This is a genomic window from Cohnella sp. GCM10027633 (assembly GCF_042675445.1).
Taxonomy (GTDB): Bacteria; Bacillota; Bacilli; order Paenibacillales; family Paenibacillaceae; genus Cohnella.
The window spans coordinates 1-14,516 of record NZ_JBHTGV010000026.1; the positions used below are offsets into that span (position 1 = coordinate 1).

At 41.1% G+C, this 14,516-nt stretch carries 10 protein-coding genes; all 10 read right to left on the bottom strand.

From position 1 onward, the window contains the following. Positions 1 to 3,371: 3,371 nt before the first annotated feature. The 10 genes from ACFQZG_RS27350 to ACFQZG_RS27395 all read right to left on the bottom strand — a co-directional run bounded on the left by ACFQZG_RS27350 (position 3,372) and on the right by ACFQZG_RS27395 (position 14,158). On the bottom strand, positions 3,372 to 3,845 hold the full coding sequence (locus ACFQZG_RS27350; protein ID WP_378157903.1) for a GNAT family N-acetyltransferase: 474 nt from the start codon (positions 3,843 to 3,845) through the stop codon (positions 3,372 to 3,374). A gap of 327 nt (positions 3,846 to 4,172) precedes the next feature. Then, positions 4,173 to 4,661 (bottom strand): GNAT family N-acetyltransferase, encoded by a 489-nt coding sequence (locus ACFQZG_RS27355; RefSeq protein WP_378157905.1) that lies wholly within the window; start codon positions 4,659 to 4,661, stop codon positions 4,173 to 4,175. A gap of 1,222 nt (positions 4,662 to 5,883) precedes the next feature. Further along, positions 5,884 to 6,216 (bottom strand): Mpo1-like protein, encoded by a 333-nt coding sequence (locus ACFQZG_RS27360; protein WP_378157906.1) that lies wholly within the window; start codon positions 6,214 to 6,216, stop codon positions 5,884 to 5,886. A gap of 1,008 nt (positions 6,217 to 7,224) precedes the next feature. After that, a complete protein-coding gene (locus tag ACFQZG_RS27365) occupies positions 7,225 to 7,806 on the bottom strand; it encodes a Type 1 glutamine amidotransferase-like domain-containing protein (RefSeq protein ID WP_378157908.1) in 582 nt (193 codons plus the stop codon). A gap of 253 nt (positions 7,807 to 8,059) precedes the next feature. Beyond that, a complete protein-coding gene (locus tag ACFQZG_RS27370) occupies positions 8,060 to 8,656 on the bottom strand; it encodes a hypothetical protein (protein WP_378157909.1) in 597 nt (198 codons plus the stop codon). A 279-nt stretch (positions 8,657 to 8,935) separates the two neighbouring features. Further along, on the bottom strand, positions 8,936 to 9,199 hold the full coding sequence (locus ACFQZG_RS27375; protein ID WP_378157910.1) for a hypothetical protein: 264 nt from the start codon (positions 9,197 to 9,199) through the stop codon (positions 8,936 to 8,938). Positions 9,200 to 9,759: 560 nt separating this feature from the next. Then, positions 9,760 to 10,518, bottom strand: coding sequence for a hypothetical protein (locus tag ACFQZG_RS27380; protein ID WP_378157911.1), 759 nt, complete (start codon positions 10,516 to 10,518; stop codon positions 9,760 to 9,762). Between the two features lie 302 nt (positions 10,519 to 10,820). Next, positions 10,821 to 11,636 carry a hypothetical protein gene (locus tag ACFQZG_RS27385; protein WP_378157912.1) on the bottom strand — a complete coding sequence of 272 codons (816 nt, stop codon included), beginning with the start codon at positions 11,634 to 11,636 and terminating at the stop codon, positions 10,821 to 10,823. 940 nt (positions 11,637 to 12,576) lie between these two features. Further along, entirely contained in the window at positions 12,577 to 13,287 is a 711-nt protein-coding gene (locus ACFQZG_RS27390) for an HAD family hydrolase (protein WP_378157914.1), read from the bottom strand. Positions 13,288 to 13,546: 259 nt separating this feature from the next. Next, positions 13,547 to 14,158 (bottom strand): FMN-binding negative transcriptional regulator, encoded by a 612-nt coding sequence (locus ACFQZG_RS27395; RefSeq protein WP_378157916.1) that lies wholly within the window; start codon positions 14,156 to 14,158, stop codon positions 13,547 to 13,549. Positions 14,159 to 14,516: the final 358 nt, after the last annotated feature.

The following is a 14,516-nucleotide window of genomic DNA, read 5'->3' on the forward strand; positions in this document are numbered from 1 at the left end:
TCTTTGACGAATGCTTTCACCTGATCTTTGTTAAAGCGCGCCACTTGTGTCATCCTCTCAAACCAACCTTTCTCTTAGTTTATTTCATATTGGTTTGAGAGTTTACACAAAAGATTTTACAGACTCTTGTTTTAATATGTATTTGGATAATTTCAGCTAACGTTATTGTATTCACGACGTCCCACCGACTTAAGGCACCGCCAGGTGCCGGCTGCGCTTGCGCAGTTAGTCGGTGCGGATGTGTCCGGCTGATCCAGCTTTCCTGCTAACTGAAATGCCTCACCGATTCCACTTCTAACTTCGTGCCGGACCGAGGGCGAATGCCCGATGCGTGAATATGGTGTTATAGGATGTCGGGGGCATCTTCGAATTTGCTTTCAAAACTGTATTTATTCTCTTTTTCATTATTACCTTTTTTGATTCCTCGTCCTGGAACTCTCCTGCCGACAGGCGGTTCTTTAAAAACTCGTCTTGATTCATTCAGCTGCCGCAGGCAGTTATTGAAAAACTCGTCTTAATCCTTTTAGTGGCCACCGGAAATTCTTGAGAACACTCGTTTTATTCCATCCCGTTGCCGCAGGCATTTCTTTAAAATGCTTTTTTTCTTTTTCCCTTTTCTTAATCTTTAGGCTGCCGCAGGCGGTTCATCACATCTTATTAAGTCGCTTTTTCTCGAGAGGTTCATCAATGCACGTAGCCAAGTAACCAATCATTCAATTTATGATTAATCTCAGGCTATTAGAGAAAATCAATTCATATGGGTTTTAATGCTTCTTTATGATATTAAGGTTTTATCTGCATTCCCCCGATTTCCTATAACGTTATTGTATTCACGACGTCCCACCGACTTAAGGCCACGAAGTGGCCGAGCGCGATGCGCTTAGTCGGTGCGGATGTGTCCGGCTGATCCCGCTTCCCTGAAACTGAAATGCCTCTCCGAATTCACTTCTAACTTCGTGCCGGACCGAGGGGCGACGGAGTCGTCCCGATGCGTGAATATGGTGTTATCTGCTGTTGCCCTCTTCCTCGATTCATCCAAGAAAGATTCGTTTACTTTTTGATTTAACTCTGTTTTTGAAGTCTTGATTCGTTTTGTCTATCAGGTACTTGAAGTCTCATCCCGAGGTTTCGGTCGATCCACAATGCACCATTGGTGCGGCGCTGGATCGGTCGATCGGTATGAGACTTTATCAAGTAACTGATGTTCTAGAATCAAGATCTTCATTAGAGTTAAGAATTCATAAACGAATCTTTCGTTCCCGACCCAAACGGTTATGAAATCAAGTGGACAAGCTCGTCGAACAATTCATCTTCATCACCGTCCTCGGCGAGAAAAGGGTTACTGACTAATATGAATTGTTCGACTTCTTCGTTGAGATCCCTTCGTGTCCACTTTGGTTTCATGTTTGGGGTCAGGGATGGATGCACTTCATTGATTTGGGCAATTGCAGATAACGTTATTGTGTTCACGACGTCCCACCGACTTAAGGCACCGTCAGGTGCCGGGCGCGATGCGCTTAGTCGGTGCGGATGTGTCCGGCTGCCCCAGCTTCCTCGAACACTGAAATTCCCCTCTGAATCCGCTTCTTACTCCGGCCGGACCGAGGGCGAATGCCCGATGCGTGAACATGGTGTTAACTGAAGTCTCCGACTTCCTGGTATACAATCAAAATCTGTCCTGGGTCTTCTACTGTCCTTGGTCTTCTTCTGTCCTTGTCTTCTTCTGTCTTTGGTCTTCTTCTGTCTTTGGTCTTAATGGAATTATAACCCAGTCTCAAGTTATCCGCACATTAATTCCGCATAAAAAGAAGCCGCGGCACCGAAGACGACTCAATTCTCGGACTTACACGCGACTAAATTGTTTGATATTTTATTGTTTATTTTTATGCACTTTCGCTCTCGGAGATTTCAGTTAACGTTATCTTATTCACGAACCCGAGAACCTTAAGCCCCAACGGGGCGGCCGCGACGCGGTTAGGTTCGCAGGGTTGTCCGGCTGAATATGCTTCCCCGTATACTGAAATGCCTCTTCGAAATTCATCGAGCTCCGGTCCGGACCGAGGGGCGGCGAAAGCCGACCCGTAGCGTGAATATTGTGTTATACGCCGTTGCCTACTTCCTCGAGTCATCCAAGAAAGATTCGTTGGTCTTGCTCTTAACTCGTGCCCTTGAAGTCCTTGATTCTTTGATCAGTACTTGAAGTCTCGTTCGAACAGATCGTTTAGTTCGGAGTACCATTGGTGCGAAGAACTAAAGGTTTGAATGAGACTTTACAAGTACCTAATCTGGTTTATTGAATCAAGGTCTTCATAAGAGTTAAGAGCTTTAACGAATCTTTCGGTCCCGACCCAAACGGTCTGAAACCTGCTACTCATACAATTCATATTACCACCTCAGTATCAGTTCGCTCGCGAAATGAAACTAACTAATATGAATTGTCTGAGTTCTTCTTCGAGATCCTCCCCTGTAAATGCAGGTTTCAGTTTGGGTCTGGGATGGATGATCTTACTTAGGCAATGGCGTATAACGTTCATGTATTCACGACGTCCTACCACCTTAAGCCCGAAGGGCGGCCGCGATGCGGTTAGGTGGTGGATGTGTCCGGCAGAATTTGCTTCCCGGTAATCTGAAATGCCTCTTCGAAATGCCTCTTACTTCTGTCCGGACCGAGGGTCGGCGAATGCCGGCCCGTAGCGTGAATATGGTGTTATCTGCTGTTGCCCTCTTCCTCGATTCATCCAAGAAAGATTCGTTTACTTTTTGATTTAACTCTGTTTTTGAAGTCTTGATTCGTCTTGTCTATCAGGTACTTGAAGTCTCATCCCGAAGTTTCGGTCGATCAACGATGCACCATTGGTGCGGCGCTGGATCGGTCGAACGGTTTGAGACTTTATCGAGTAACTGATGTTCTAGAATCAAGATCTTCATTAGAGTTAAGAATTCATAAACGAATCTTTCGTTCCCGACCCAAACGGTTATGAAATCAAGTGGACAAGCTCGTCGAACAATTCATCTTCATCGCCGTCCTCTGCGAGAAAAGGGTTACTGACTAATATGAATTGTTCGACTTCTTCTTTGAGATCCCTTCATGTCCACTTTGGTTTCATGTTTGGGGTTAGGGATGGATGCTCTTCATTGACTTGGGCAATTGCAGATAACGTTGTTGTATTCACGACGTCCCACCGACTTAAGGCACCGCCAGGTGCCGGCTGCGCTTGCGCAGTTAGTCGGTGCGGATGTGTCCGGTTGATTCCGCTTCCCCGCTGATGAAATGCCTCTTCGAATCCTCTTCTAACTTCATGCCGGACCGAGGGCGAATGCCCGATGCGTGAATATGGTGTTAGCTGAAGTCATGTTCTTCCTTGAAATACTTACTCGCTTATCATTATCTTTAATTTCTTTCCACCTGTAATTGAAAATCCATTCTTCTTATAGAACCCTAATGTTCTTTCAAACTCTGGTATAGGTGGCGTGCATACCTCAAGTCGTTTCCAATCTTTATCCTGACCATAACTTATTGCAAACTTTAATAGTTCTCCACCGACATTCATTGAGCGATAATCTTCAAGTACGTATAGCTCTTGTATGATTCCAAATCTACCGTCAGCGTACAGAGAAAAACTTTCACACATTGCAATAAAGCCTACTGTTTGACTACTAATTATCGCCACAAACACCGAGTATATTCCTTGTTCCATACTTTGATTAAATGCCCTTCTTGTATCAGTCAAACTAAATAGATTCTCATCACCTGTAGTCTTTATAATAATTTCATTGATTAGTCTCCTAAATAAATTATCAATGATCTCATAATCATCAAGAGTGCACTTTCTTATTTGAATCATCCCTGGCCACCGCTTTCAAAAAGGAATTTATCATTTAACATGATTTCAGCTAACGTTATTGTGTTCACGACGTCCCACCGACTTAAGGCAGCGAAGCTGCCGGGCGCGATGCGCTTAGTCGGTGCGGATGTGTCCGGCTGCATCTACTTCCCCGAACACTGAAACCCCTCTCCGAATCCACTTCTTACTCCGGTCCGGACCGAGGGCGAATGCCCGATGCGTGAACATGGTGTTAGCTGAAGTTCGTCGCTTCCTGAATTACTTAAAAAGTGTTCTTCATAGATTTATTCCAGCTTTATTTATGACTTTATTTACTTTCAGCCTTGATTAATATAAAAGCGTTTTATTTAATTCTTTAATCATTTTAAAGTTAACTAGCTTAACACCCTTTCGTTCCACACTCTGTACCTGAACTAATTGGTATCCATGATGTTCAAAAAAAGATCTTGCTGTGATACTTGCGTCTGTATTTAGTTCATTAATGCCCAGTCTACTTGCTTCAGTTTCAAGAACATTTACCAATGCTGAAGCGATCCCTTGCCTTTGAAAATCTTTGTGAACATATAGTCTATCCAGATGTCCTTTATGCGTCATATCAGAAAATCCAACAATTCTGCCGTCAATTAGGGCAACATATGTAATGTTATCATGTAAAGAATCTCTCCAAGACTCCAATCTAAACTCTTCATCATCTTTGGATGCCCATACATCAAGTTGCTCCTGTGTGTAATCTTTCTTATTCACATTATGAACTGTTTCATAGAACAATAAGACAATCTGACTTATATCCGAAACATGAAATTTTCTTATTTCCATTGAATTTGATCTACTCTCTTCATTTGAAGTTGACGAATTTCAGCTAACGTTGATGTATTCACGACGTCGATCCCCCTTAGATAGCTCCTATCTTAGGGGGATCGATGTGTCCGGCTGATTCTGCTTCCCCGTATACTGAAATGCCTCATCGAAATGCTTCGAGCTACTGCCGGACCGAGGGGCGATAACGTCGCCCCGATGCGTGAATATGGTGTTATCAGAAGGTCAGCACTTCTTCGAGTTGCTATCAACAGATATATTGCGGACACGCTTCTTCCTTGAATCACTGTATCTTTGACACACTTGATTCATCGATTGGACTTCACTTGTAGATTTGCTCTTTGTTGTCTTGCTTGATACTTCAAAATGCTTACATATATAGTCTATTGAATGTTGTCACGCTGGCTTCTGCGGATGCATACACATATAGATCTGCTGAATGTTGACAAGCTGACTTCTTTGATCTACCTATACATATGATTTGCTGAATGTTGTCACGCTGGCTTCATCGAACTACCTACACAATTATTTGCTGAATGTTGTCACGCTGGCTTCTTCGAAATGCCTACTCATATAGGTTTGCTGAATGTTGACACGCTGACTTCTTCGAAATACCTACTCATATAGGTTTGCTGAATGTTGACACACTGACTTCATCGAGCTACCTATACATATAATTTGCTGAATGTTGTCACGCTGGCTTCATCGAAATGCCTATTCATATAGGTTTGCTGAATGTTGACACGCTGACTTCATCGAGCTACCTATACAATGATTTGCTGAATGTTGTCACGCTGGCTTCATCGAAATGCCTACTCATATAGGTTTGCTGAATGTTGACACGCTGACTTCTTCGAAATAGCTACTCATATAGGTTTGCTGAATGTTGACACGCTGGCTTCACTGAGATGCCTACTATAACAAATATCCGCGGACACGCCCTGCACTTAATCAGCTCTTGCTGACTTTCTGATAACGTTATTGTATTCACGACGTCCCACCGACTTAAGGCACCGTCAGGTGCCGGGCGCGATGCGCTTAGTCGGTGCGGATGTGTCCGGCTGCTCCCGCTTCCCTGAAACTGAAATGCCTCACCGAATTCACTTCTAACATCGTGCCGGACCGAGGGGCGAATGCCCCGATGCGTGAATATAGTGTTAGATGATGGTCGAGCCTTCCTGAGAAACCTTCATATTCTGCTGTTCCTAATACCATTTCATTACTATTTCAAGTTGTTAAATTTACTTAACACTTCTCGCCTTGATATTAATTCATATGTCCTAATAAAAAACCACATAAACCCAACATAAAATCCAATATGCGGATATCGAAAAGATGCAGGTTTATTACCTTCAAAATAAAAGTGACCAATCCAAGAAAACAAGTAATGCAATACCGCAAGCCCAACAGTTACCCAGACGTTAACGAATAAAAAAATCCAACCTAAAAAAGCAAACAAAAACGCAAAGTAATGAAGAAATTGATTAAATTTGTTTTCATGTGCATGAAGATAATAAGATAGATCCCGTTTGATACGGTTCTTCAAATAGATCACTCATTTGGGTTTGACGTATTTGATCAGTAACTTTGTATGTACTAGCTCGACTTTCATCTAACGTTAATGTATTCACGACGCCCCCACCACCTTAAGTCCCGAAGGGACGGCCGCGATGCGGTTAGGTGGTGCGGGTGTGTCCGGCTGATTATGCTTCCCCGTATACTGAAATGCCTCTCTGAAATGCTTCGAGCTTCGGTCCGGACCGAGGGATGGCGAATGCCGTCCCGATGCGTGAATATGGTGTTATCTGCTGTTGCCCACTTCTTCGATTATCCAAGAAAGATTCGTTATATTTTTGATTTAACTCAGATCTTGAAGGCCTTGATTCTATTCTTATAATCAGTACTTGTTGTCTCAATCTGAACAAAACGTTTAGTTCGGCGTACCATTGGTGCGACGAACTAAGGTCAGAATGAGACTTTACAAGTATCTGATTTGCTTTGATCAGTACTTGTAGTCTCATTCGAACAGATCGTTTAGTTCGGAGCACCATTGGTGCGACGAACTAAGGGGCTGAATGAGACTTACAAGTCACTGATCTCCTATAGAATCAAGGTCTTCATCAGAGTAAAAATACAATAACGAATCTTTCGTTCCCGACCCATAACGTTTATGAAACGAAGGGGACTGTCGAACAATTCATCAGTGCTCCTCGCCGTACAGGCGAGATTCGCAGTATGACTATTATGAATTGTTCGACTTCTTCTACGAGATCCCTTCACTGTCCCCGTTCGTTTCATGTTATGGATCTGGGATGGATGAACTTCATTGCTCTGGGCAATTGCAGATAACGTTATTGTATTCACGACGTCCCACCAGCTTAAGCCCCAAAGGGGCGGCCGCGATGCGGTTAGGTGGTGCGGATGTGTCCGGCTGATTTCACTTCTCCGAACACTGAAATGCCTCATTGAAAATCATCGATCTTCTGTCCGGACCGAGGGGCGACGGAGTCGACCCGATGCGTGAATATGGTGTTATCTGCTGTTACTGCCATCCTCGATATACTTACAGAAATATGTACTTTCCATCTTCAATATATATTAACCTTTGACCTTCTTGGTTTTCAAAATCTTCGAGCAATTCTCGCTGCTCACTATACCGGTTACTGTGAGGTAAAATGATTTCATTTGTTAATCCAATTCCATCAAACTCTTTTAGTCCAAGATCATCCCATTCCGGATGCAAAAGCTTTGCGTGCCTTATTGTCTTTCCAAGTACTACAGCGCCTGAACTGTGTCCAATAATAAATCTGCCATCACAATTGAGTTCTCTAAGTATTATATCAGTCTTTGATTGTTTTATCTGACTCATCAGAAAATACGGATGACCCCCAAACAAACAAATGACTGGATATTCATTCAATACTCTCGAATCTTCTACTTCAATATCCAAAAATGATACTTTAGTAAATCCAGCCTCAGTGAGTAATCGTTCAGTTTCAGTCATATGGAAATCCCGATCAGCTTTGTTAATTGCAGTCGTAATAAAACAAATTTCTTTCTTAAAGTTATTGTCATCTATGTATTGAATGAATCCCTCAAGTACTTCAGAGTCGTAGAATCCCTTTGAAGTAAGCATTATCGACATCAATGAATTCTCCTTCTAACATAGGGTTGCAGTAATTGCAGATAACGTTATTGTATTCACGACGTCCCACCGACTTAAGGCTCCGCCAGGAGCCGGCTGCGCTTGCGCAGTTAGTCGGTGCGGATGTGTCCGGCTGCCCCAACTTCCCCGAAATTGAAAATCCTCACCGAATCCTCTTCTAACTTCTGCCGGACCAAGGGCGAATGCCCGATGCGTGAATATGGTGTTATGTGATGCACCCGTCATCTATGAGTTACTTACAAAAGTTCGTAATTTGTATATCATCATTAAATCTTACCCCAACTCCAATATATTTAAATTGATTTCCTCGTTCTACAATCTTCATTGGATTTATTTGGGCGAAACTAAAAACTTTGTTTGGTCGTACATGATCTTGAGAAATCAGTACAGTAACATCATCCTCAATTGCAACTGAACCGACTATCCCTTTCAATTCTTCTAGTAATAAAGATAAGAAATCTAAAAAGTAATGATAATCTTCATCTCTTATCCCTTGCTGCTCCCATTCAGGAGCATCAAATTCGCTACCGAAGAACCAAAAATCTATTAAAACTGTCTTCTCAGCAATTCGTTCAATATGTAATATTGATTTTCTCGTACCCTGTACATTTACAATCAAATTCAAATCAAGTGTATGTATCTTGCGAGTATTTTCGTCTTGATCATCATAGATATATCCAACTTCAAAATTAGTTGTTTTATATTCAATATTCTCATCATAAATAGTTACGCAATTTACACTGGTGATCATTTGGATTAGTTTTTTGATATTGATTTCTTCAATTATGAGACTGACATCAAGGAATGGTCCACCTTGCAACCACGACATATTAGTTCCTCTCTTTCGGGTGTTTCACATAACGTTGTTGTATTCACGACGTCCCACCACCTTAAGGCTCGAAGAGCCGGCCGCGATGCGGTTAGGTGGTGCGGATGTGTCCGGCTGCTCCCGCTTCCCTAAAACTGAAATGCCTCTCCGAATCCACTTCTGACTTCGTGCCGGACCGAGGGCGAATGCCCGATGCGTGAATATGGTGTTATATGAAGGTCAGCTCTTCCTCGATTTACATTCACTTATGCGGACACGCTGATCTTGATTTTTTATGCTTTATATATGATCTATTACATCTATTATTTGGCCTATTATAGCCACGATGGATATCACGACAAACAAAATAATTAGCCATTTCGTTATAAGTCTAATCGATTTCGGAATTTGTCTTAATTGCTTAGGAGCTTGAAACCCATTTACAGCGTCATAATGCTTTAACACATCATTGAATCCTTCTCTTGTATGTAGCTCATCTCTCGGTTCTTCTGGTTGGGTAGTATGAATGGTTTGGTCTATATATGGATTATATTTATTGTCCATTTCATCCCCCCAGGTTTGCTGAATGTTGTCACGCTGACTTCCTCGAGTAGCTTCCAAGATAGGTTTTCTAATGTTGTCACGATAATATCCTCGTGTTGCCTTAAAGATAGGTTGGCTAAATGTTGTCACGCTGACTTCATTGAGCAGCTATCAAAATCTGTTTTTACTTGCACATGGAGTTCCTTGTGTTGCCTATTAAATAGGTTTGTTAAAATCCTACTGCTAAGCAACTCACCATGGTCTCAATATTAATTACCGCGGACACGCATGCACATCTTGAATTTGAAGAAACTACTCCTGATCTTAATAAGCTCTTGCTGACTTTCATATAACGTTATTGTATTCACGACGTCCTACCACCTTAAGCCCGGAGGGCGGCCGCGATGCGGTTAGGTGGTGGGATGTGTCCGGCTGATTATTCTTCCCCGAAACTGATATGCCTCATCGATCAACTTCTAACTTCGTGCCGGACCGAGGGGCGACAACGTCGTCCCGATGCGTGAATATGGTGTTAGCTGAAGTCAATGTCTTCTTGATTCACATTCATATCTCACCTGGATTCATTTTTGAACTAAAAAACCAATGACTACTGCTAATCCCATTAACCCCATTAACAATAAAAATAGTTTGAAAATAATTCCCATTTGTTCATTATTAATTGCTGCTCTATGTTCTTCACTTAAGTGAAAATTCTCCTGAATCCAGTTTTTATTATATTTTGAATTTGCTTTACTATAAGACCACTCCCATGCAATTTCTCTTTTAAGAGCAACAACCTCACCGATATCCGAATAATTCCAGTTATCAAAATAACCAACAAATAGTATTAAGATATCTTTAAACCTCGAAAAATCATCTAAAAGGAACAGTTGGTATCGGTCTAGATTATTGTATCTCTTCAGACTCTTTTCAATTTGACCAATCTGCTTGTCTTCGTAAATGATAAGTAAATGGACGAGACTCTTTTTAGTGACCTCATATATTTTTATGTTTTCATTCTTAAGATGGACTTCATAATAACTTAGTATAAATTCCTTTCTAATATGCTGAACGGCTCCAATGATGGTATCAGTTCCATCTTTAACAATACATGCTTCAGTTACTTGCTCACTCCAAAGCCATTTAAGTGGAATGGAATTCTTAATTTCATTTAGTAGTTGGAAATGCGTACTATACAAATGTTCGCCATTTGAAGTCATTGTTGTAGAAGAGTACTTAGAGAATAAGGGCATTTGGACTTTGGCAGTTAATAATTCATTTTCTTCAACTTCAATGACTTTACTTAAATTTGAACTTATTTGATTTAAGTTTATAATCATGGTTTCTACCTCATTGTTTTGATCTCTGAATTACATTGATTTCAGCTAACGTTGTTGTATTCACGACGTCCCACCACCTTAAGCCACGAAGTGGCGGCCGCGATGCGGTTAGGTGGTGCGGATGTGTCCGGCTGGTTACGCTTCCTCGAGACTGAAATGCCCCTTCGATCAACCTCTAACTTCTTGCCGGACCGAGGGGCGACAGAGTCGTCCCGATGCGTGAATATGGTGTTATAGGATGTCAGCGCCTTCATCGAGCTACTTTCAGTTAATTTATTTCTCCTTGAATTATTTCAATTTTATTACTTGTTGGTTAATCCAAGCATTTTTGACTCGTAGAAAAAACCCATATTCTTTAGTTCATTAATTAAATATTCATTTAGCTCACCAATACTAGCAAGTACTCCTAGTTCTTGAAGATCAACTATACAAGCTAGTTTGTTTTCTATACTTGCATTTTTAAGGTAATTCTTTACGTCATCATAGATATATTCGTAATCTTTATTAGAATCGATAATTAAATTGGGACCTAAATTGTCTGATGATATTCTTGTTATTCCTATTCCATTCAAAGTAGAGACAACAATACGCTTTGATCTAATTTCAATTAAATTTTCTCTGTAATTATCTAGTATTAAAGGCCATATATCTATTTGGTCGTTGAGCAATTTACTGAAATATGAAAAATCCGGGTTTGAATCACTTGATTTATCTTCCTCAATATTTTGTTCATATATATAGGAAATCCAATCACGATTAGCAAGTAGCAGCCCCAGAAATTCTTTCAAGTTAATTGCAATTAAAGTCACATGAAATTCTCCTGCAGGCATTGCTTCTACATGAACAATGCTTGCATTCTCCAGATCTATAACCGTCCCGAAATCAGTAAGAAAACCAAAGTGTTCACCTGCAAATGCTGTTAATGCAAATGGAATTACATCAAGGGGATGATTATTGTAAGCAAAATCAGCATCTTGATTTAGAAGATCAAAATCAAAATCTAAACTAATTAGGTTCTCAATATTCGTATTTCTTTCTGCAAACAAATGAGAATCTATCTCCTTCAACTTCTTCAATGTTAATGGAACAGGATACTTTGTATCCCCTCTACCAAACATAAGATCTTCTCCTTCTCATTAATATCATTGCGCTGATTTCCTATAACGTTATTGTATTCACGACGCCCACCACCTTAAGTCCCGAAGGGACGGCCGCGATGCGGTTAGGTGGTGCGGTGTGTCCGGCTGAATTTACTTCCCCGTATACTGAAATGCCTCATCGAATCTACATCGGACTTCTGCCGGACCGAGGGGCGACGGAGTCGTCCCGATGCGTGAATATGGTGTTATACGACGTTGCCCTCTTCCTCGACTCATCCAAGAATGATTCGTTATATTTTCTGATTTAACTCTGTTTTTGAAGCCTTGATTCTAATATTAATCAGTACTTGTTGTCTCGTTCTGAACAGAACGTCTTGTTCGGAGTACCATTGGTGCGACGAACTAAAGTCAGAATGAGACTTGCAAGTATCTGATTGATTTTGATCAGTGCTTGTAATCTCATTCGAATAGATCGTTTAGTTCGGAGCACCATTGGTGCGACGTACTAAGATCTGAATGAGACCTTACAAGTCACTGATCAGTTATAGAATCAAGGTCTTCTTTAGAGTTAAGAGCTCATGACGAATCTTTCGTTCCCAACCCAAACGATCTGAAACCTGGTTGTCGAACAATTCATATGATTCGTAGTGACTGACGTATCGTCTAGATTGGTTAAACTAATATGAATTATTCGACTTCTTCTTCGAGACACCTCTCTGAACACCAGGTTTCAGGTTTGGGTCTGGGATGGATGTTCTTACTTAGGCAATGTCGTATAACGTTCTTGTATTCACGACGTCCTACCACCTTAAGCCCGAAGGGCGGCCGCGATGCGGTTAGGTGGTGGGATGTGTCCGGTTGAATCCGCTTCCTTGTATTCTGAAATGCCTCATCGATTCACATCAGACTTCGGCCGGACCGAGGGGTGACGGAGTCGACCCGATGCGTGAATATGGTGTTATACGACGATACTGCCTTCTTCGAAACCGCTGAACAAATATGTTCTTACTTCATTCAAATCTTTACAGATATTAATATTAGAGGGTATTCCCTCTGGGATAGATTTATTTAAACGATTTAGCCAAATTACGCCTATGCCTAGACTTTGTGCTCCTCCAACATCACTGAAAATTGAATCTCCAATATGTATAACTTCGTTTGCATTTAATTGACTTCTCTTAAGTGCTTCATTAAACAATTCAGGTCTAGGTTTATATGACTTAACTTCTTCACTTGTAAGGATATCTGTAATCTTAATATTATGGAATTCAATTGCTTTCAGAATATCAGCTGTATCAATATTAGATAGTATGAATACGGGAATTCCTTCGAGTGCCTTAAGAAATGGAATTGTGTCAGGATATAGTTTAGGCTTAATCCAATAATCAAATTGAATTTTAATTAGATCTTCTGCCAGACAATTAGATTTAAATGTCTCAATTGTCTTGGACAGAGAGTTAATTCCAATACTTCTTTGCGATTGAAAAGAATCTCCATAACTGTTCCTTAAAATACTTGAAAACTCTTTCCACCAAAAGCTTCCGATTTCTCTTGAGGTACATTCAACATCAGTATTAGCTCTTATCTGATCGTAAATGATAGGTAGGATATCATCATCTTCATGGACTAAAGTTCCGTAGAAATCAAGAAAAACTGCCTTATATTTCAAAGTAATCAGCTCCTTCATGCTCTTGCGGTATTGTCGTATAACGTTATTGTATTCACGACGTCCCACCACCTTAAGCCCGAAGGGCGGCCGCGATGCGGTTAGGTGGTGGGATGTGTCCGGCTGAATATGCTTCTACGTATACTGAAATACCTCACCGAAAAACTTCGAGCTACTTCCGGACCGAGGGGCGACGGAGTCGACCCGATGCGTGAATATGGTGTTAGATGATGTCCACGCCTTCGAAGCATTACTCTCAAGATTAACTCTTTTTATTGCTTCTCATTAGTTTAGATATTTCTCTGGCATTCTCTGATTTTGATTGTTCGAGTTTCTCTATGACTCTCTGCTGTCTATCTTCAGAATGGTTTTGACTTAGTTTCCACTTTCCTTCTAACTTTTCAATCTTCATCTTGAATGTAACAATCCCTTTAGATAGCCCTTCAACAAACAATCTATTTGAGTCATTCAACTTGTAAGTACTATTTGGTTCTTCATATTTCTGTACTAGTTTTTCTAGTGAACTAATAATTTCATCTTGGTCATTTATTATTTCTATTTGTCCGTATATATGAACAGCTACGTAATTCCAAGTTGGTACACTTTGATTCGTCTCATACCAAGATGATGAAATGTATGTATGTGGACCAGAGAATACCACCATTACCTCTTGCCCTTCTATGTCTTTCCACTGTTCATTTGGTCTAGCAAAATGGCTATATAAGTATCCTTCTTCTGTGTCTAAGTAAAAAGGCAAATGAGATGCATAAGGACTATTATTGTGATTTGAGAATAGAATGCCAAATGCATTGTTATTGATAAAGTCAAAGATCTGTTCGTGATCTTCGACTAAAAAATGTTTTGGTATATACATGCTGTTGATCCCTTCATCTTTAAATGATTTAGCGTGGATTTCATCTAACGTTATGTATTCACGACGTCCCACCGACTTAAGGCTCCGCCAGGAGCCGGCTGCGCTTGCGCAGTTAGTCGGTGCGGATGTGTCCGGCTGGTTATGCTTCCTCGAGATTGAAATGCCTCTTCGATCAACCTCTAACTTCTTGCCGGACCGAGGGGCGACAGAGTCGTCCCGATGCGTGAATATGGGGGTCTGTCAATAATTTTGTGTAAACTCTCTTATGGGAACCTCCCCCGAGGGGGAGAACGAAGCTCTTACGGCAGATATTGGCCAATTCGTTCTGGATAAAATACGGATAACTGGAGGAGAATTT

Coding starts and splice junctions, on each gene's coding strand:
- ACFQZG_RS27350 (WP_378157903.1), bottom strand. CDS start 3,845: ATGATTCAAATAAGAAAGTGCACTCTTGATGATTATGAGATCATTGAT.
- ACFQZG_RS27355 (WP_378157905.1), bottom strand. CDS start 4,661: ATGGAAATAAGAAAATTTCATGTTTCGGATATAAGTCAGATTGTCTTA.
- ACFQZG_RS27365 (WP_378157908.1), bottom strand. CDS start 7,806: ATGTCGATAATGCTTACTTCAAAGGGATTCTACGACTCTGAAGTACTT.
- ACFQZG_RS27370 (WP_378157909.1), bottom strand. CDS start 8,656: ATGTCGTGGTTGCAAGGTGGACCATTCCTTGATGTCAGTCTCATAATT.
- ACFQZG_RS27375 (WP_378157910.1), bottom strand. CDS start 9,199: ATGGACAATAAATATAATCCATATATAGACCAAACCATTCATACTACC.
- ACFQZG_RS27380 (WP_378157911.1), bottom strand. CDS start 10,518: ATGATTATAAACTTAAATCAAATAAGTTCAAATTTAAGTAAAGTCATT.
- ACFQZG_RS27385 (WP_378157912.1), bottom strand. CDS start 11,636: ATGTTTGGTAGAGGGGATACAAAGTATCCTGTTCCATTAACATTGAAG.
- ACFQZG_RS27395 (WP_378157916.1), bottom strand. CDS start 14,158: ATGTATATACCAAAACATTTTTTAGTCGAAGATCACGAACAGATCTTT.